Source organism: Citrobacter sp. MGH105, from assembly GCF_001037485.2.
Taxonomy (GTDB): Bacteria; Pseudomonadota; Gammaproteobacteria; order Enterobacterales; family Enterobacteriaceae; genus Citrobacter; species Citrobacter portucalensis.
The window spans coordinates 3,176,878-3,194,909 of sequence record NZ_CP073048.1 but is presented as its reverse complement, the minus strand read 5'-3'; the positions used below and the strand labels follow the sequence as shown (position 1 = coordinate 3,194,909).

Sequence of the window (18,032 nt, the reverse complement as noted above, 5' to 3'; positions counted from 1 at the left end):
CGCGCTTTTTCAGGTAGTGGCAGGATTTTACCTGTGTGACGCAGTCATCAACGCAACAAATAGCGACGCATTTTGCGTTTATTCCGGCGATAACGCGCGCGTAATGGGATTTAAGCTGTCGGCTGAATTTTGTCATTTGCGGAGGAGATATGCTCGATAAGCTCGACGCCGCCTTACGTTTTCAACAGGAAGCGCTGAATTTGCGCGCCCAACGCCAGGAAATATTGGCGGCCAACATTGCCAATGCCGACACGCCGGGGTACCAGGCGCGCGATCTGGATTTCGCCAGTGAATTAAAAAAAGTCATGGTGCGAGGACGGGAAGAAACCGGCGGCGTTTCGTTGACGCTGACCTCTGCACAACACATCCCAGCCCAGGCCGTTTCTGCGCCGTCTACGGAGCTGCTCTACCGTATTCCTGACCAGCCGTCTCTTGATGGCAACACGGTAGATATGGACCGGGAGCGCACGCAATTTGCAGACAACAGCCTCAAATATCAAATGGGGCTGACGGCGCTGGGTGGACAAATCAAAGGCATGATGAACGTGCTGCAAGGAGGGAACTAATTCGTGGCGCTGTTAAATATTTTTGATATCGCAGGTTCTGCGCTGACGGCTCAGTCTAAACGCCTGAACGTCGCGGCCAGCAACATGGCGAATGCGGATAGCGTCAGCGGACCCGACGGTCAGCCGTATCGCGCGAAGCAGGTTGTTTTTCAGGTAGATGCTGCGCCAGGTGCGGCAACCGGTGGCGTAAAAGTTGCTGACGTCATTGAAAGTCAGGCGCCGGATAAGCTGGTTTATGAACCCGGTAACCCGCTGGCCGATGCGAACGGCTACGTAAAAATGCCGAATGTGGACGTTGTTGGCGAGATGGTCAACACCATGTCTGCCTCACGTAGCTACCAGGCAAACGTCGAAGTGCTCAACACCGTGAAAAGCTTGATGCTTAAAACGCTGACGCTAGGCCAGTAAAGGAGGCGCACATGTCTATTGCTGTAAAAATGAATGACCCGAGCACGACGGGGGTTAATGCCGCTACGGGGAACAGCTCCCTGACGGGCAGCAACGCCGCTGACCTGCAAAGCAGCTTTCTTACGCTGCTGGTTGCACAACTGAAAAACCAGGACCCTACCAACCCGTTGCAAAACAACGAACTGACTACCCAGTTGGCGCAAATCAGTACCGTGAGCGGGATTGAGAAACTGAACACTACGCTGGGATCGATCTCTGGGCAGATCGACAACAGTCAGTCGCTGCAGGCCAGTACGCTGATTGGCCACGGTGTCATGATCCCGGGTACGACCATTCTGACCGGTAAAGGGACAGAAGAAGGTGCCAAAACTACGACAACACCATTTGGCGTTGAGCTGCAGCAACCGGCAGATAAGGTTACCGCAACCATTACCGATAAAGACGGCAAAGTGGTACGCACCATTGACATTGGTGGATTGAAAGCGGGCGTTCATACCTTTACCTGGGACGGCACCATGACCGATGGCACGGATGCACCAAGCGGTTCTTACAACGTGTCAATTGCTGCCAGTAATGGCGGAACGCAACTGGTGGCACAGCCGCTTCAGTTTGCGCTGGTGCAGGGCGTTATTCGCAGTAACGGCGGTAATACGCTGGATCTGGGCACTTATGGAACCACCACCCTCGACGAAGTACGGCAGATAATTTAAGCCTTCACACTTATCAGGAGTAAGTCATGGCCTTTTCTCAAGCGGTCAGCGGTCTGAACGCTGCAGCGACCAACCTCGATGTCATTGGTAACAACATCGCCAACTCCGCCACCTACGGTTTTAAATCTGGCACGGCATCTTTTGCCGATATGTTTGCCGGTTCGAAAGTCGGTTTGGGCGTTAAAGTTGCGGGTATTACTCAGGACTTTACCGACGGTACTACCACAAACACCGGACGTGGGCTGGATGTTGCTATCAGCCAGAACGGTTTTTTCCGTATGGTAGACAGCAACGGTTCCGTTTTCTATAGCCGTAACGGTCAGTTCAAGCTCGATGAAAACCGCAATATCGTTAACATGCAGGGGCTGCAGCTGACGGGCTATCCGGCTACCGGTACACCACCGACGGTTCAGCAGGGTGCGAACCCGGCACCGATCACTATCCCGAATACGCTGATGGCGGCTAAATCCACCACCACTGCGTCAATGCAGGTCAACCTGAACTCCACTGACAAGGTTCCTACCAAGACCCCGTTTAACCCAAGCGATGCGGACTCCTACAACAAAAAAGGCAGTGTTACCGTTTTCGATAGCCAGGGTAACGCTCATGACATGAACATTTTTTATGTCAAAAACGCGCAGAGCAACACCTGGGAAGTCTTCACTCAAGATGCTTCTACTGGGGATGCTGAGAAATCAGCCGGGTTTATGCGTTTTGATAATAATGGTTTGTTTTTAGGTATTAGCGCCACGGCAGCAGAAGTACCACCGACGGCTCCAGCCGTCTGGCCAAAGGATATCAAAATTACAACCGGTCCGATCAATGGCGCAGTTCCGGCGAACTTCTCCCTGAGCTTCCTGAACTCCATGCAGCAGAACACCGGTGCCAACAACATCGTTGCCACGAATCAGAACGGCTACAAGCCGGGCGATCTGGTGAGCTACCAGATTAACAATGACGGTACGGTGGTCGGTAACTACTCCAATGAACAGCAACAGGTTCTGGGGCAGATCGTGCTGGCAAACTTTGCCAACAACGAAGGTCTGGCGTCTCAGGGCGATAACGTTTGGGCGGCGACTCAGTCTTCCGGCGTGGCGCTGCTGGGTACCGCAGGCGAAGGCAACTTCGGCAAGCTGACCAACGGTGCGCTGGAAGCGTCAAACGTGGATTTGAGTAAAGAACTGGTGAATATGATTGTCGCCCAGCGTAACTATCAGTCGAACGCGCAGACCATCAAAACCCAGGATCAGATCCTCAATACGCTGGTCAACCTGCGCTAAGCGCCTGACGGGATGGCTTAATGGATCACGCAATTTATACCGCCATGGGCGCGGCCAGTCAGACGCTGAATCAACAGGCGGTGACGGCCAGCAACCTGGCAAACGCCTCCACGCCAGGATTTCGTGCGCAGCTCAATGCACTGCGCGCGGTTCCTGTAGAAGGATTGTCTTTACCGACGCGTACGCTGGTGGTGGCCTCCACGCCGGGGGCCGATATGACGCCCGGTCAGATGGACTATACCTCCCGCCCGCTGGATGTGGCGCTGCAACAGGATGGCTGGTTGGCTGTGCAGACCGCGGACGGTAGCGAAGGATATACCCGTAACGGTGCTATTCAGGTGAGCCCAACGGGTGAACTGACTATTCAGGGACACCCGGTAATTGGCGAAGCCGGACCGATCGCCGTACCAGAAGGCTCGGAAGTCACCATTGCGGCGGACGGGACCATTTCTGCACTTAACCCTGGCGATCCGGCTAATACGGTCGCGCCAGTGGGGCGGTTGAAGCTGGTGAAGGCTACAGGGCTTGAAGTGCAACGTGGCGATGACGGTATGTTCCGTCTGACCCAGGCCGCACAGGCAACCCGTGGTGCGACGTTACAGGCTGACCCCAGCATCCGTGTGATGTCTGGCGTGCTGGAAGGCAGTAACGTTAAACCGGTTGCTGCGATGAGCGACATGATCGCCAACGCCCGCCGCTTTGAAATGCAGATGAAAATTATCAGTAGCGTGGATGATAACGCGGGCCGCGCCAACCAACTGCTGTCGATGAGTTAATACAGGACATTTTATGATCAGTTCATTATGGATCGCCAAAACCGGCCTGGATGCGCAGCAAACAAACATGGATGTGATTGCCAACAACCTGGCAAACGTCAGCACCAACGGATTTAAGCGCCAACGTGCCGTATTTGAAGATCTGTTGTACCAGACGATTCGTCAGCCTGGCGCACAGTCTTCTGAACAGACCACACTGCCGTCTGGTTTGCAGATTGGTACCGGCGTACGTCCGGTTGCGACCGAGCGTTTACACAGTCAGGGTAACCTGTCGCAGACTAACAACAGTAAAGATGTGGCGATTAAAGGCCAGGGCTTTTTCCAGGTCATGTTGCCCGATGGTACGTCCGCTTATACCCGCGACGGTTCTTTCCAGGTGGATCAGAACGGTCAGTTGGTGACGGCGGGTGGTTTTCAGGTTCAGCCAGCCATCACCATTCCGGCTAACTCGCTCAGTATCACCATTGGACGCGACGGTATTGTCAGCGTGACCCAACAGGGGCAGGCGGCGCCTGTTCAGGTAGGGCAGCTTAACCTGACAACCTTCATGAACGATACCGGTCTGGAAAGCATTGGTGAGAATCTGTACACCGAAACGCAGTCATCCGGTGCGCCGAATGAGAGCACGCCAGGGCTGAACGGCGCGGGTCTGCTGTATCAGGGCTATGTTGAAACCTCTAACGTCAACGTGGCGGAAGAGCTGGTAAACATGATCCAGGTTCAGCGCGCTTACGAAATCAACAGTAAAGCGGTATCGACCACCGATCAGATGCTGCAAAAACTGACGCAACTCTAAAGTGGAGTCCGGTGGGGTGAAAACCTCACCGGCACACTGATTTTGAAGATGACCGCAATGCGAAAATACGCGCTTCACCCATACCCAATTTTAGCCCTGCTGGTGGTTTCACTAACAGGATGTGCCTGGATCCCGGCCACGCCGCTCGTGCAGGGCGCAACGTCTGCCCAGCCTGTTCCAGGTCCAACGCCGGTGGCGAATGGCTCAATCTTCCAGTCGGCACAACCGATTAACTATGGTTATCAGCCACTCTTTGAAGATCGTCGTCCACGCAATATTGGCGATACGCTGACCATCGTATTGCAAGAAAACGTCAGCGCGAGCAAAAGCTCTTCGGCGAACGCCAGCCGCGACGGCAAGACAAACTTTGGCTTTGATACCGTACCGCGCTATTTGGAAGGATTGTTCGGTAACGAACGTGCCGACGTAGAAGCCTCCGGCGGTAACTCCTTTAACGGTAAAGGCGGCGCGAACGCCAGAAATACCTTTAGCGGTACGCTGACCGTAACGGTCGACCAGGTACTGGTGAATGGCAACTTACATGTCGTGGGTGAAAAACAGATCGCTATAAATCAGGGCACTGAATTCATCCGCTTCTCCGGGGTTGTTAACCCGCGCACCATCAGTGGCAGCAACTCCGTACCGTCAACCCAGGTTGCGGACGCGCGTATTGAGTACGTCGGTAACGGCTACATCAATGAAGCGCAGAATATGGGCTGGTTGCAGCGTTTCTTCCTTAACTTGTCGCCGATGTAAGCGAGGTACCCAGTGTTTAAATCTTTTGTTGGAATGGTACTGGTGCTGATAACCACCTTTGCGCATGCTGACCGTATTCGTGACCTGACAAGCGTGCAGGGCGTGCGGGAAAACTCGTTGATAGGTTACGGGCTGGTGGTGGGTCTGGATGGAACGGGTGACCAGACCACACAGACGCCGTTTACGACGCAAACGCTCAATAACATGCTTTCGCAGTTGGGGATAACCGTGCCAACTGGCACCAATATGCAGCTGAAAAACGTGGCGGCGGTGATGGTTACCGCGTCGTTTCCTGCATTCGGTCGTCAGGGACAAACCATCGACGTAGTGGTCTCCTCTATGGGGAATGCCAAAAGCCTGCGCGGCGGTACGCTGCTGATGACCCCGTTAAAAGGGGTCGATAGTCAGGTGTATGCCTTGGCTCAGGGGAATATTTTGGTGGGCGGTGCGGGCGCGGCTGCAGGTGGCAGTAGCGTACAGGTTAACCAGCTCAATGGTGGACGCATTACCAATGGCGCGATTATCGAACGTGAATTACCCAGCCAGTTCGGCGGTGGTAACACCATTAATCTGCAGCTTAATAATGAAGATTTCACGATGGCGCAGCAGATTACCGACACCATCAACCGCGCGCGTGGCTTTGGTAGCGCAACAGCATTGGATGCCCGAACCATTCAGGTGCGCGTGCCAAGCGGTAACAGCTCGCAGGTGCGTTTCCTCGCTGATATCCAGAATATTGAGGTGAATGTCACGCCGCAGGATGCGAAAGTGATTATCAACTCGCGCACCGGATCTGTCGTCATGAACCGCGAAGTGACGCTGGATAGCTGTGCCGTGGCACAAGGCAACTTGTCGATTACGGTAAACCGCCAGACGAACGTCAGCCAGCCGGACACACCATTTGGCGGTGGACAAACCGTGGTGACGCCTCAAACCCAGATTGACCTGCGCCAGAGCGGTGGTTCGTTGCAAAGCGTGCGTTCCAGCGCCAACCTGAACAATGTGGTACGTGCGCTGAATGCGCTGGGGGCAACGCCGATGGATCTGATGTCCATTCTGCAATCGATGCAGAGCGCGGGTTGCTTACGCGCCAAACTGGAAATCATCTAATGATTGGTGACAGCAAACTGCTGACCAGCGCTGCCTGGGATGCGCAATCACTGAACGAACTGAAAGCGAAAGCGGGTCAGGACCCGGCGGCGAATATACGTCCGGTCGCCCGTCAGGTTGAAGGGATGTTCGTGCAGATGATGCTGAAAAGCATGCGTGAAGCGTTGCCGAAAGATGGCGTGTTTAGCAGCGATTCAACGCGCTTGTATACCAGTATGTATGACCAACAAATTGCGCAGCAAATGACCGCAGGCAAAGGTCTGGGGCTGGCTGAAATGATGGTCAAGCAGATGACTGAAGGGCAAGCGCAACCTGCGGATGACGCGCCGCAGGTGCCGATGAAGTTTTCACTGGAAACGGTGACCAGCTATCAAAATCAGGCACTGACGCAACTGGTCCGCAAAGCCATCCCCCGGGCGACAGAAAGCAATGATGAGCCGCTGTCAGGTGACAGTAAAGACTTCCTCGCCCAGCTATCGCTGCCAGCTAAGCTGGCCAGCCAGCAAAGCGGGGTCCCGCATCATCTGATTCTGGCACAGGCGGCGCTGGAATCCGGATGGGGGCAGCGACAAATTCGCCGTGAGAACGGTGAACCGAGCTTCAACATTTTTGGCGTGAAGGCTTCGGGAAGCTGGAAAGGTCCAACCACTGAAATCACCACGACTGAATATGAGAACGGTGAGGCGAAAAAGGTGAAAGCCAGATTCCGCGTCTATAGCTCTTACCTTGAGGCGTTGTCGGATTATGTCGGTCTGATATCGCGTAACCCGCGCTATGCGGCAGTGAGCGCTGCCGCGACAGCCGAGCAAGGGGCGCAGGCATTGCAAAATGCGGGTTACGCCACGGACCCTAACTATGCGCGAAAATTAACCAGCATGATCCAGCAGTTGAAATCGATGAGTGAAAAAGTGAGCAAAACCTACAGCACGAACATCGATAATCTCTTTTAAATAGCTCAAGTCTACCGACCTGCTGCCGATAATAACGAGTATTGAAGGATTACAAGGAACCTCCATGTCCAGCTTGATTAATAACGCGATGAGTGGACTCAGCGCAGCGCAGGCCGCGTTGAATACTGCCAGTAACAACATCTCCAGCTATAACGTTGCCGGATATACCCGACAGACGACAATTATGGCGCAAGCGAACAGCACGCTGGGTGCGGGGGGCTGGGTAGGCAATGGTGTCTATGTTTCTGGTGTACAACGAGAATATGACTCCTTTATCACTAACCAGTTGCGAGCAGCGCAGAACCAGAGCAGCGGTCTGACGACACGTTATGAGCAAATGTCAAAAATCGACAATCTGCTCTCCAGCAAAACCAGTTCTATTTCGACCTCCATGCAGGACTTTTTTACCAGCCTGCAAACGCTGGTCAGCAACGCCGAAGATCCGGCGGCACGCCAGGCGCTAATCGGTAAAGCTGATGGATTGGTAAATCAGTTTAAAACGACCGACCAGTATCTGCGCGATCAGGATAAGCAGGTCAATACCGCGATTAAAGCCAGCGTTGATCAGATCAACAACTATTCGAAACAAATTGCCAGCCTCAACGACCAGATTTCTCGTATGACAGGCGTCGGCGCAGGTGCGTCTCCTAACGACCTGCTTGACCAGCGCGATCAGCTGGTCAGTGAATTGAATCAGATTGTCGGTGTTGAAGTCAGCATTCAGGATGGAGGCACTTACAACCTGACCATGGCCAACGGCTATTCGCTGGTGCAGGGCAGCAATGCACGTCAACTGGCGGCAGTGCCTTCCAGCGATGATCCTAATCGTACAACCGTGGCCTACGTTGATGGCGTTGCCGGAGCTGTTGAAATTCCGGAGAAACTGCTGAATACCGGTTCACTGGGTGGGCTGCTCACCTTCCGTTCTCAGGAGCTGGATCAGACGCGTAATACCCTCGGCCAACTGGCGCTTGCATTTGCCAGCGCATTTAACGCCCAGCATAAAGAAGGTTTTGATGCCAACGGCGATCAGGGTAAGGATTTCTTTGCTATCGGTAGCCCAGAAGTCTTCAACAACGCGAAAAATACGGGTACAGGATCGTTAAGCGCTAAGATCACTGACAGCTCCGCTGTACAGGCGACAGATTATAAAATCGTTTTTGATGGGAAGGACTGGCAGGTTACTCGCCTGGCGGATAATACCAGCTTCAAAGCCACCGTTACCGGTGGAAAAATGTCCTTTGACGGGATGGAAATCACCGTTAATGCTGGCGCGAAAGCTAATGACAGTTTTACTGTAAAACCCGTGAGTAACGCTATCGTTGATATGAAAGTTATGGTGACCGATGAGTCGAAAATCGCCATGGCTCAAGTGTCTAAAAATGATACGGACCCCACGATCGATAAAGGCAAGAGCGACAACCGTAACGGTCAGAAACTGTTAGATCTGCAAACCAAAGCGACTGTCGGCAATAAGACCTTCAACGATGCATATGCCACGCTGGTAAGCGATGTCGGGAACAAAACCGCTACGCTGAAAACCAGTGCCACCACCCAGAACAACGTGGTGACACAGCTTTACCGGCAGCAACAGTCTATTTCCGGCGTTAACCTCGACGAAGAGTACGGTAATTTACAGCGTTTTCAGCAGTATTACCTGGCTAACGCGCAAGTGCTGCAGACCGCGAATGCGTTGTTTGATGCACTGATTAATATCCGCTAAGGGAGAGGGACACAATGCGTATCAGCACCCAGATGATGTACCAGCAGAATATGCGTGGCATCACTAACTCTCAGGCTGAATGGATGAAGTTCGGCGAGCAGATGTCAACGGGCAAACGCGTGATCAACCCATCAGACGATCCGATTGCCGCCTCGCAGGCCGTGGTACTTTCTCAGGCTCAGGCGCAGAACAGCCAATATACGCTGGCACGCTCATTCGCGACGCAAAAGGTGTCGCTGGAAGAGAATGTTCTGAGCCAGGTGACGACGGCAATTCAGGCTGCACAGGAAAAAATCGTTTATGCCGGGAACGGAACGTTAAGTGATGACGACCGTGCATCGCTGGCCACCGACCTACAGGGGATCCGCGATCAGCTGATGAACCTGGCAAACAGTACCGACGGTAATGGTCGCTATATTTTCGGTGGATATAAAACAGAATCCGCACCGTTTGCCCAGGCAGATGGCGCTTACAGCGGCGGTACAACAAACGTTACCCAACAAGTCGATGCCTCCCGAACCATGGTGATTGGTCATACTGGCGATAAAGTATTCGCCAACCTGACAAGCAACGCGGTACCGGAACCTGGTGGCGGTACTCAGGAAAAGAACCTGTTTAAAATGCTGGATACCGCTATTGATGCGCTCAAAACCCCTATTGAGGGTAATGACGTTGCAAAAGCTACCGCCGCTGCTGCCATTGATAAAACCAACCGTGGTTTAAAGAATTCACTCAATAATGTTTTGAGCGTCCGTGCAGAATTAGGTACGCAACTGAGTGAATTAAGCTCGCTGGATTCACTGGGCGCCGATCGTGCATTAGGCCAAACTCAGCAGATGAGTAATCTGGTGGATGTTGACTGGAACGCCGCGATCTCGTCTTATGTCATGCAGCAGGCTGCGCTACAGGCATCCTATAAAGCATTTACCGATATGCAGGGAATGTCGTTGTTCCAGCTTAATCGGTAATAACTCTTTTTGAACATATCTTGAAACTGGGTATGTTTGTCTGCCCGCTCCTTTAACACCCCGGAGCGGGCATTTTTTTAGGCAACCGACGTCTTACTAAGCGACGGGTTCCCCGTCAGTCTTATGACCAATGCAATTGCACTGCTGAAGGTAGCCAACGCAACGACACCTTCCCAATTGGCCAGGGCGTAGACCTGACTTCCGAGAACCGAACCCAGCGCCATACCGATAAACACCATCGTAAACAGCAGAGCGTTCAATCGTCCTCGTGCCAGAGGCTCCAGGCTATAGACCAGATTCTGGTGGGCAACCAGGCTGGATTGCAATCCGAGATCAAAACCTACCGCCGAAAGGGCGATGAGCAGCCACTGCCCCTGAACGGGCAGGGCGGGTAACAAAAACATCAGAGCGAAAGATGCCGTTACCAGCAAAGCACCCAATTGCGTTACTTTTGCCGCACCCACTTTATCGGCAAGATGACCCGCCAACGGTGCGGCAAGCGCTCCGGCTGCTCCCGCGATACCAAAAGCACCCGCTATAGCGCTACCCATGTGGTAATGCTCAGATAACATTACCGCCAGCGTAGACCAGAAGGCGCTAAAAGCAATGGACAGAAAGCCTTGTGCCAGTGCTGCGCGGCGCAAGGTGGAATATCGTTGCCAAAGTTGCGCCATTGAGAACATTAATGATGGATAGCTCAACGTGGAATGGACCGTAAAGCGAGGCAGTACTTTCCACATAATCGCGGTAATTATGGCAATGCTGACGGCAGCGAGTTGATACATCTCGCGCCAGCCAAACGCTTCGCCCACCACTCCACTGACGGTACGTGAGAGTAAAATCCCCAGCAGAAGGCCTGTCATCACAGTGCCCACCGTTTTTCCCTGTTTGCCTTCCGGCGCCAGAATAGCCGCCGCGGGAACGATATCTTGTGCCATGGTTGCCGCCATTCCCATCAGCAGACTCACCAGTAATAGCGAATGCAACTGACCGGTAAAGCTACAGGCCAGCAGCAGCGCGGCAAGAGAGATGCTTTTCAGCAGGATTAATGTCCGGCGGTCATAACGATCGCCTAATGGCAATAAAAACAATATACCTAACGCATATCCCGCCTGGGTCAGCGTCGGGACCAACCCCATACCGGTGAGACTTAAGGCCAGATCCTGACCCATTAAAGGCAGAAGAGGCTGGGCGTAGTAGATAGCGGCCACGCTGAATCCGGCGCCCATTGCCAGAACAAAAATGACCCAACGGGAAAGTGCGGTATGTGTGTTCACAAATGATTCCTCAATCACAGGATGTGCGGCTATTTTTATCCTTCTGCGGGTGGTGCGGTAGCGAGCGCAGTGGTAAAACAGTTATACGCCAGACGTATGAAGAAACTGATAATGATAAAAACTGAACGTATAGATAGGGTGGAGCTGATGCGCACGTTTGTGCGTATCGTAGAAGCAGGATCGCTTTCGGCAGCGGCAAAACAGATAGGGACGACGCAAGCGACCGTAAGCCGACGGCTGCAATCGCTGGAGACGCTGCTGGGTGTGAAACTGCTTATGCGTACCACGCATGCGATGAAATTGACCGACGACGGCGAAAGAGGCTATCAGCATGCTAAGAAGATTATTGATGCCTGGCTGGCGCTGGAAGATGGACTTAATGTCACAGAAGATGAACCGGTGGGGACGTTGCGAGTCCGCGCACCGCATGCCTTCGGGCAACAACAACTACTTGAGCCGCTTTTGCAGTTTCTTTCACGCTATCCCCAGTTGGCAGTAGAGTGGATGCTCAACGATAAAACCGTTGATTTTCTGAGCGATAATATTGATTGCGCTATTCGGGTTGGCGCGGAAGTCGATCCGGCCACGGTTTCCGTCTTACTGGCTGAAGTTCCCCGTAGTATGGTGGTGAGTCCAGGACTGCTGGAGCAATATGGCGAGCTTTCTCATCCTGAGCAGTTACCAGCGCTGCCCTGGATTGCAGTGAACACGTTTTATCAGCATAGCGTTTCGTTGTTGCACCAATTGCGTAATGAGCCAGTCACGCTGAATATTTCACCCAGATTAAGCACAGACAGTATTTATGTCGCAAGAAATGCCGCGCTGGCAGGGTTGGGAGTGACTATTGTTTCAAGCTGGATGGTGGCTGAGGACATTGCCGACGGACGTCTGGTTGCGTTGCTACCTGAGTGGCATGCGGCGCCGTTGCCTGTACATTTGGTTTATCCGTGGGCGCGTTACTATCCGACCCGCTTACGCAAGTTTCTGGCCCTAATGAAGGATGTTATGCCGCAGCTGACGGGGATGAAAGGCGTAGATCAGATATAAAAAAGCCGACCCGAAGGCCGGCTTTGATATTGATTATGGCTTACTCAACAGGCTGTGGACGTGTTGCTGGCGCAGTCGCTTGATGCGTTGCGCTATGTCCACCTGCGGCACCTTTGCCTTCAAAGGCGAATGCCGGACGCTGCCAGTCGCTATGACGCGGCGCTTCTGGCACATATTCCGGTGCCGGAGCGCGGGTCATTGGCGCGGTTGCATGGCTGTGCAGGTGTTCAGCATCAGCGCTTGCTGCGACAACTTCAGCCTTAACGACTTCAGTTTCGACGACAGGCGCGGCAACAACGACTTTCGGCGCTGCAACCTCTTCAACAACTGGCGCTGTTTCCACAACTTCAGCAATCTCTTCAACCACTTCTGGCTGGGGAATAACCACCTCTGCAGGCTCTTCGGCAACCGGTGCAGTCACAACGTCAGCCACAGGTTCGGCTTCAGCGGCGATTTCTTCTGCTACGGGCGCATCAGATGCAGCGATAATTTGCGGTTGTTCCTCGACAGGGGTCGCAATCACTTCCGGATGCGCGGTTTCAACCTGTGTGGTTTCAACAACGGCGGCCTGAGGCTCAGCTACGACAACCTCTGGTTGCACGGCTTCAACCGGCGCAGGGGTATCCACAATGTGTTCAACGGCAGCGGCAGCAACCTGAGGCTCTACGGCGACAGGTGCAGCTTGCTGCTGGACCATTTCCTGTTCGCGCTGTTCTTCAAACTGCTGATCCTGAGGACGTGCAACAGGGTAGCGGATCCAAACCTTACCGGACGCTAATTCAGGAGATGCGCAGGCGACCGTTAACGGCATCGGAGACTGAACCGGATAACGCTCGTCACGGTAACGACGACGACGCTGTCCACTGACGCGCAGATGGCGAGGAGAGCGGCGAGAACGACGCGGCATACCGTTGGAGTCACGAGCTTCGCTGTTGTCTTCCTGCTCAGTCGCAACGACGGCTGGCAGATCAACTTTCGCCAGTTCGGTGCGCTGTGCCGGTACCGGCTGTTCTGTTGGTTGAGCAACAGCAGTTTCAGCGATTGCAGCAACAGTAGCCACTTCGGCTTCAACCGCCGGGCTGTCTGTGAAACGAACTTTCTGAGTCAACTGACGCTGTTTGCGGCGGGTTTGAGGCTGACGTACGCGCTCTTCCTGCTCAGTATCCTGCACAGGTTGTTCAGCCTGGTTCAGCTCTTTAACTTCCTGCTGAGCCTGACGCTTGTCATCGTTACGACGGCGGTTGCGTTCGCGACGCGGCACCTGCTGTTCATCAACGGATTTCGCTTTGTCTGCAACATCAGTGGCTTGCTGGCGGTTATCGCGAGCTTCCGCATTTTGCTGCTGGGACTGACGACGGTTACGGCGGTTATCTTCACGGTTTTCGCCGTTTTCTGAACGTTCGCTACGGTTGTCGCGGTCACCGCGATTATCACGGTTATCACGACGATCGTTACGGTCGCGACGATTGTTCTGACGCGGTTTACGACGATCCTGCTGGCGTTCGGTTTTCTCTTCAGCTTTCGGCGCAGGTTGTTCAACCGGTTTCACTTCTTCGCTACCACCGAAGATGGACTTCAGTGCGCCAAAGAAACGGCTAATCAAACCGGGTTGTGCGGCAACGGCTGCGGTTGCTGCTGCAGCTTTAGGCGCGGTGGCTTTCGCGGCAGGTTCCTGCAGAGCAGGGGCTGGCGGAACGTCTGGCATGGCGAAGGTGGCCAGCGCCGGTTGCTCAGGCTGTTTACGCTCGACGTACTCTTCTTCCGTCGGCAATGCCATTGCCTCTTCATGCAGTTTCGGCAGCAGGTAGCTTAGGGTCGGTGTTTCTTCCCCTTTACGTACGCGCAGCACAGAATAGTGCGGGGTTTCCATCTGATCGTTTGGCACGATCACACAGCGCACGCCATTCTGACGCGTTTCGATAGCATTAACCGCGGTACGTTTTTCGTTAAGCAGGTAAGAGGCGATTGGCACAGGAACAATAGCATGAACTTCTTGCGTATTTTCTTTCAGTGCTTCTTCTTCGATCAGACGCAGAATAGACAGCGACAGTGATTCGTTATCACGTACGGTACCGGTGCCGGAACAGCGCGGGCACACGTGATGGCTGGATTCACCCAGAGACGGGCTCAGACGCTGACGAGACATCTCCAGCAGACCGAAGCGAGAAATATGGCTGATCTGAATACGCGCTCTGTCCTGGCGTACGGCCTCGCGCAGACGGTTTTCAACCGCGCGCTGGTGGCGAACCGGCGTCATATCAATGAAGTCGATTACAATCAGACCGCCGAGGTCGCGCAGACGTAGCTGACGGGCAATTTCATCGGCTGCTTCAAGGTTAGTGTTGAACGCAGTTTCTTCGATGTCGCCGCCGCGAGTTGCACGCGCGGAGTTGATATCGATAGCGGTCAGGGCCTCTGTGCTGTCAATAACGATTGAGCCGCCGGACGGCAGGCGCACTTCGCGCTGGAACGCGGATTCAATCTGAGACTCGATCTGATAGTGGCTGAACAGCGGGATTTCGCCGGTGTACAGTTTGATTTTGCTGCTGAAATCCGGACGACCCAATGCGGCGATGTGCTGACGTGCCATCTCCATCACTTTCGGATTATCGATAAGGATTTCGCCGATGTCCTGACGTAAGTAGTCACGGAAAGCGCGAACGATGACGTTGCTTTCCTGGTGGATCAGGAACGGAGCAGGGCGGCTGTCAGCGGCTTTTTGAATCGCTTCCCAGTGCTTCAGGCGGAAGCTCAGGTCCCACTGCAGCGCTTCGGCGGATTTGCCGACCCCTGCGGTACGCACGATAAGGCCCATGCCATCAGGCAGTTCCAGGCTTGCCAGCGCTTCTTTTAATTCGGTACGGTCGTCGCCTTCAATGCGACGGGAGATACCGCCCGCGCGCGGGTTGTTCGGCATCAGAACCAGATAACTACCCGCCAGGCTGATAAAGGTAGTCAGCGCAGCGCCTTTATTGCCGCGTTCTTCTTTATCGATCTGAACGATGACTTCCTGACCTTCGCGCAACACGTCTTTAATGTTGGGACGACCATGGGAGTTGTAGTTAGCGGGGAAGTATTCGCGGGCAATTTCTTTTAACGGGAGGAAACCGTGACGTTCAGCGCCGTAATCAACAAAAGCAGCTTCCAGACTCGGTTCAATACGGGTAATTTTGCCTTTATAGATGTTGGCTTTTTTCTGTTCGTGTCCAGGACTTTCGATATCCAGATCGTACAGACGTTGCCCATCTACAAGGGCGACACGCAACTCTTCCTGCTGAGTTGCGTTAATTAACATTCTTTTCATCGTAACTTACTCATTATTCTTACATTGACGACTAAGCTGCGGGCAGAGTAATGCCTTTCCGGGTGTGAACCGATGGCCTCGTGTCTATTCGCGTCGCCAACCTCACGGTTATCGTCAGCTCAAAGAGGCGCAGAGTGTCGGTTGCCTGCATTTCATACGGAAACACAGCGCAATTATCAGGGGAACAGTCTGGGTGTTACTCTCCAGAAAAGCTTCCATATTACCGGTAAGGACTGCAACCCGCAGCCCGCTAACTGCCTGAAAGATCAATACGTCTTACGCCATTGCTGCGTTGATGATCGGTCGGGCAAAATTGGGTCATTCCGGAAAAGTTCTTGTTTTAACAAGATTCAACACGGAAACAACCTCATTATTCCACTGCTAACCTTGTTATAGCAAGATGACTTTTGCCATTTATCACCCGGTTACTCACAGTTTTTTCACTTCCGCGTAGTGATTGCTTTAATAACCACCAAATCGGCTATGTCAAACTTAAGTAATAGGGTATAGCAGTTAATATAAGCATAGAAAAATGTGTGGCGCGAATCTTGATGGCTATTTAAAATCGGCCCCCATGAAAACAGAGACTCCAGCCGTAAAAACAGTTGCCATTACTGCCGACGAAGCAGGGCAACGCATCGATAACTTTTTGCGCACCCAGCTTAAGGGCGTGCCGAAAAGTATGATTTATCGCATTTTGCGTAAAGGCGAAGTGCGGGTGAATAAAAAACGCATTAAACCCGAGTACAAACTCGAAGACGGGGATATTGTGCGTATTCCACCTGTGCGTGTCGCTGAACGTGAAGAAGAGGCCATTTCACCGAACCTGCAAAAGGTCGCGGCGCTGACCGACGTCATTTTATATGAAGATGACCACATTCTGGTGCTTAACAAACCTTCAGGTACGGCCGTACATGGCGGAAGCGGGTTAAGCTTTGGCGTCATTGAAGGATTACGAGCACTGCGCCCGGAAGCGCGTTTCCTTGAACTGGTGCATCGCCTCGACCGGGATACCTCCGGCGTGCTGTTGGTTGCCAAAAAACGCTCAGCCTTGCGTTCATTGCATGAACAACTGCGTGAAAAAGGCATGCAGAAAGACTATCTCGCGCTGGTTCGAGGCCAATGGCAGTCGCATGTCAAAACCGTGCAGGCGCCGCTGTTAAAGAACATTCTGCAAAGTGGCGAGCGTATCGTGCGGGTGAACCAGGAAGGCAAACCGTCAGAAACACGTTTTAAAGTGGAAGAGCGCTATGCGTTTGCCACGCTTGTGCGCTGTAGCCCGGTGACCGGACGTACGCACCAGATTCGTGTGCATACCCAGTATGCCGGTCATCCAATTGCTTTTGACGATCGCTACGGTGACCGTGAGTTCGATAAGCAACTGGCGGATACGGGGTTGAATCGACTTTTCCTGCACGCCGCAGCGTTGAAATTTACCCATCCGGGAACGGGTGAAGTGATGCGTATTGAGGCGCCGATGGATAAGCAATTGAAGCGCTGCCTCGAGGTTTTACGCAGTAAAGCCTGATGCGCGTTGCTTATCAGGCCTACAATCGTGTGATGCATCGTAGGCCTGATAAGACGCATCGCGTCGCCATCAGGCAGATCAATCAGGCATTCAACGGGTTCATCTCTTCCCGCCGCAGCATTTGACACAACGCGATAAGCGGCAAACCGATCAGGGTATTTGGGTCACGACCCTCCAGGCGTTCAAAGAGTGCAATACCTAACCCTTCACTTTTGAAGCTACCTGCACAATGGAGCGGGCGCTCTTTGCGCAGATAATCATCAATTTCCGCCTCGCTTAAATGACGGAAATGCACGTCAAAAGGTTCTACTTCGGTTTGTAAATGTCCGGTCGCAGAATTATACAGAGCCAGTCCGGTGTAAAACGTCACAATATTGCCACGGGCTTTGAGTAATTGTTGGCGCGCATTTTCTTCAGTTAATGGTTTGCCGGTTATTTCACCATCAAGAACACAAATTTGATCGGAGCCAATAATCAGATGCGATGGGTAACGGTGGGCGATAGATTGCGCTTTTTTCTGCGCCAGTCGCAAGACTAAATGGCGTGGTGCTTCGCCGGGCAACGGCGTTTCATCAACCTCTGGCGCAGCGCATTCAAACGGGATTGCCAGTTTTTCGAGTAAAGCGCGACGCCAGGGGGAGGTAGAAGCAAGAATAAGTTGAGGCATATTTTTTCCCTCGCATATAGCGTATTGATGAGAGCCATTTTAAACTATGGACTTCGACCTACAAGCTGGCTGTAGTGGCTTGTCTTGAGTGATTTTAAGTCGATGACCCGCAATGTGTGCGAATTATTGGCAAAAGGCAACCACAGGCTGCCTTTTTCTTTGACTA

The 18,032-nt window shown here is 53.1% G+C and carries 16 protein-coding genes; 13 read left to right on the top strand and 3 right to left on the bottom strand.

Annotation, left to right across the window (positions count from 1 at the left end; genetic code table 11):
- Window positions 1-149: 149 nt before the first annotated feature.
- The 11 genes from flgB to flgL all read left to right on the top strand — a co-directional run bounded on the left by flgB (window position 150) and on the right by flgL (window position 10,043).
- Entirely contained in the window at window positions 150-566 is a 417-nt protein-coding gene (flgB, locus tag SK35_RS15430; RefSeq protein ID WP_048214468.1) for a flagellar basal body rod protein FlgB, read from the top strand.
- 3 nt (window positions 567-569) lie between these two features.
- Entirely contained in the window at window positions 570-974 is a 405-nt protein-coding gene (flgC, locus tag SK35_RS15425; RefSeq protein WP_003036191.1) for a flagellar basal body rod protein FlgC, read from the top strand.
- Between the two features lie 11 nt (window positions 975-985).
- Window positions 986-1,684, top strand: a complete 699-nt coding sequence (gene flgD, locus SK35_RS15420) for a flagellar hook assembly protein FlgD (protein WP_003832158.1) — start codon at window positions 986-988, stop codon at window positions 1,682-1,684.
- A 26-nt stretch (window positions 1,685-1,710) separates the two neighbouring features.
- On the top strand, window positions 1,711-2,964 hold the full coding sequence (gene flgE / locus SK35_RS15415) for a flagellar hook protein FlgE (protein WP_048214467.1): 1,254 nt from the start codon (window positions 1,711-1,713) through the stop codon (window positions 2,962-2,964).
- A gap of 20 nt (window positions 2,965-2,984) precedes the next feature.
- Window positions 2,985-3,740: a flagellar basal body rod protein FlgF gene (locus tag SK35_RS15410; protein ID WP_003832161.1), complete on the top strand. Its 756-nt coding sequence runs from the start codon at window positions 2,985-2,987 to the stop codon at window positions 3,738-3,740.
- 13 nt (window positions 3,741-3,753) lie between these two features.
- Window positions 3,754-4,536 (top strand): flagellar basal-body rod protein FlgG, encoded by a 783-nt coding sequence (gene flgG / locus SK35_RS15405; protein ID WP_003036202.1) that lies wholly within the window; start codon window positions 3,754-3,756, stop codon window positions 4,534-4,536.
- Between the two features lie 57 nt (window positions 4,537-4,593).
- Window positions 4,594-5,292 carry a flagellar basal body L-ring protein FlgH gene (locus SK35_RS15400; protein ID WP_032934415.1) on the top strand — a complete coding sequence of 233 codons (699 nt, stop codon included), beginning with the start codon at window positions 4,594-4,596 and terminating at the stop codon, window positions 5,290-5,292.
- Between the two features lie 33 nt (window positions 5,293-5,325).
- Window positions 5,326-6,402 (top strand): flagellar basal body P-ring protein FlgI, encoded by a 1,077-nt coding sequence (locus SK35_RS15395; protein WP_048216332.1) that lies wholly within the window; start codon window positions 5,326-5,328, stop codon window positions 6,400-6,402.
- Window positions 6,402-7,352, top strand: a complete 951-nt coding sequence (flgJ, locus tag SK35_RS15390; RefSeq protein WP_048214466.1) for a flagellar assembly peptidoglycan hydrolase FlgJ — start codon at window positions 6,402-6,404, stop codon at window positions 7,350-7,352. The genes SK35_RS15395 and flgJ overlap by 1 nt, the downstream gene beginning before the upstream one ends.
- 64 nt (window positions 7,353-7,416) lie before the next feature.
- Complete coding sequence (gene flgK, locus SK35_RS15385) at window positions 7,417-9,075, top strand: flagellar hook-associated protein FlgK (protein ID WP_048214465.1); 1,659 nt, start codon at window positions 7,417-7,419, stop codon at window positions 9,073-9,075.
- A gap of 14 nt (window positions 9,076-9,089) precedes the next feature.
- On the top strand, window positions 9,090-10,043 hold the full coding sequence (flgL, locus tag SK35_RS15380; RefSeq protein ID WP_008784365.1) for a flagellar hook-associated protein FlgL: 954 nt from the start codon (window positions 9,090-9,092) through the stop codon (window positions 10,041-10,043).
- Window positions 10,044-10,120: 77 nt separating this feature from the next.
- On the opposite strand, the gene SK35_RS15375 is transcribed toward flgL, so the two are convergent.
- Window positions 10,121-11,320, bottom strand: coding sequence for an MFS transporter (locus tag SK35_RS15375; RefSeq protein ID WP_048214464.1), 1,200 nt, complete (start codon window positions 11,318-11,320; stop codon window positions 10,121-10,123).
- Window positions 11,321-11,341: 21 nt separating this feature from the next.
- On the opposite strand from SK35_RS15375, the gene SK35_RS15370 reads away from it, so the two are divergent.
- On the top strand, window positions 11,342-12,367 hold the full coding sequence (locus SK35_RS15370) for a LysR family transcriptional regulator (RefSeq protein ID WP_075551206.1): 1,026 nt from the start codon (window positions 11,342-11,344) through the stop codon (window positions 12,365-12,367).
- A gap of 40 nt (window positions 12,368-12,407) precedes the next feature.
- On the opposite strand, the gene rne is transcribed toward SK35_RS15370, so the two are convergent.
- Complete coding sequence (rne, locus tag SK35_RS15365) at window positions 12,408-15,671, bottom strand: ribonuclease E (RefSeq protein ID WP_048214462.1); 3,264 nt, start codon at window positions 15,669-15,671, stop codon at window positions 12,408-12,410.
- A 574-nt stretch (window positions 15,672-16,245) separates the two neighbouring features.
- Here rne and rluC point away from each other — a divergent pair.
- Window positions 16,246-17,199, top strand: a complete 954-nt coding sequence (gene rluC, locus SK35_RS15360; RefSeq protein WP_003036228.1) for a 23S rRNA pseudouridine(955/2504/2580) synthase RluC — start codon at window positions 16,246-16,248, stop codon at window positions 17,197-17,199.
- 82 nt (window positions 17,200-17,281) lie between these two features.
- Here rluC and SK35_RS15355 read toward each other — a convergent pair whose 3' ends face one another.
- Window positions 17,282-17,866: a Maf family protein gene (locus SK35_RS15355; RefSeq protein ID WP_048214461.1), complete on the bottom strand. Its 585-nt coding sequence runs from the start codon at window positions 17,864-17,866 to the stop codon at window positions 17,282-17,284.
- Between the last annotated feature and the right edge of the window lie 166 nt (window positions 17,867-18,032).

Bases quoted from the DNA above. Each gene is read 5' to 3' on its own strand.
- flgK (WP_048214465.1), top strand. From the start codon at position 7,417: ATGTCCAGCTTGATTAATAACGCGATGAGTGGACTCAGCGCAGCGCAG.
- SK35_RS15395 (WP_048216332.1), top strand. From the start codon at position 5,326: ATGGTACTGGTGCTGATAACCACCTTTGCGCATGCTGACCGTATTCGT.
- flgE (WP_048214467.1), top strand. From the start codon at position 1,711: ATGGCCTTTTCTCAAGCGGTCAGCGGTCTGAACGCTGCAGCGACCAAC.
- SK35_RS15355 (WP_048214461.1), bottom strand. From the start codon at position 17,866: ATGCCTCAACTTATTCTTGCTTCTACCTCCCCCTGGCGTCGCGCTTTA.
- SK35_RS15400 (WP_032934415.1), top strand. From the start codon at position 4,594: ATGCGAAAATACGCGCTTCACCCATACCCAATTTTAGCCCTGCTGGTG.
- SK35_RS15410 (WP_003832161.1), top strand. From the start codon at position 2,985: ATGGATCACGCAATTTATACCGCCATGGGCGCGGCCAGTCAGACGCTG.
- rne (WP_048214462.1), bottom strand. From the start codon at position 15,671: ATGAAAAGAATGTTAATTAACGCAACTCAGCAGGAAGAGTTGCGTGTC.
- flgD (WP_003832158.1), top strand. From the start codon at position 986: ATGTCTATTGCTGTAAAAATGAATGACCCGAGCACGACGGGGGTTAAT.
- rluC (WP_003036228.1), top strand. From the start codon at position 16,246: ATGAAAACAGAGACTCCAGCCGTAAAAACAGTTGCCATTACTGCCGAC.
- flgB (WP_048214468.1), top strand. From the start codon at position 150: ATGCTCGATAAGCTCGACGCCGCCTTACGTTTTCAACAGGAAGCGCTG.
- flgG (WP_003036202.1), top strand. From the start codon at position 3,754: ATGATCAGTTCATTATGGATCGCCAAAACCGGCCTGGATGCGCAGCAA.
- flgL (WP_008784365.1), top strand. From the start codon at position 9,090: ATGCGTATCAGCACCCAGATGATGTACCAGCAGAATATGCGTGGCATC.
- flgJ (WP_048214466.1), top strand. From the start codon at position 6,402: ATGATTGGTGACAGCAAACTGCTGACCAGCGCTGCCTGGGATGCGCAA.
- SK35_RS15370 (WP_075551206.1), top strand. From the start codon at position 11,342: ATGTGCGGCTATTTTTATCCTTCTGCGGGTGGTGCGGTAGCGAGCGCA.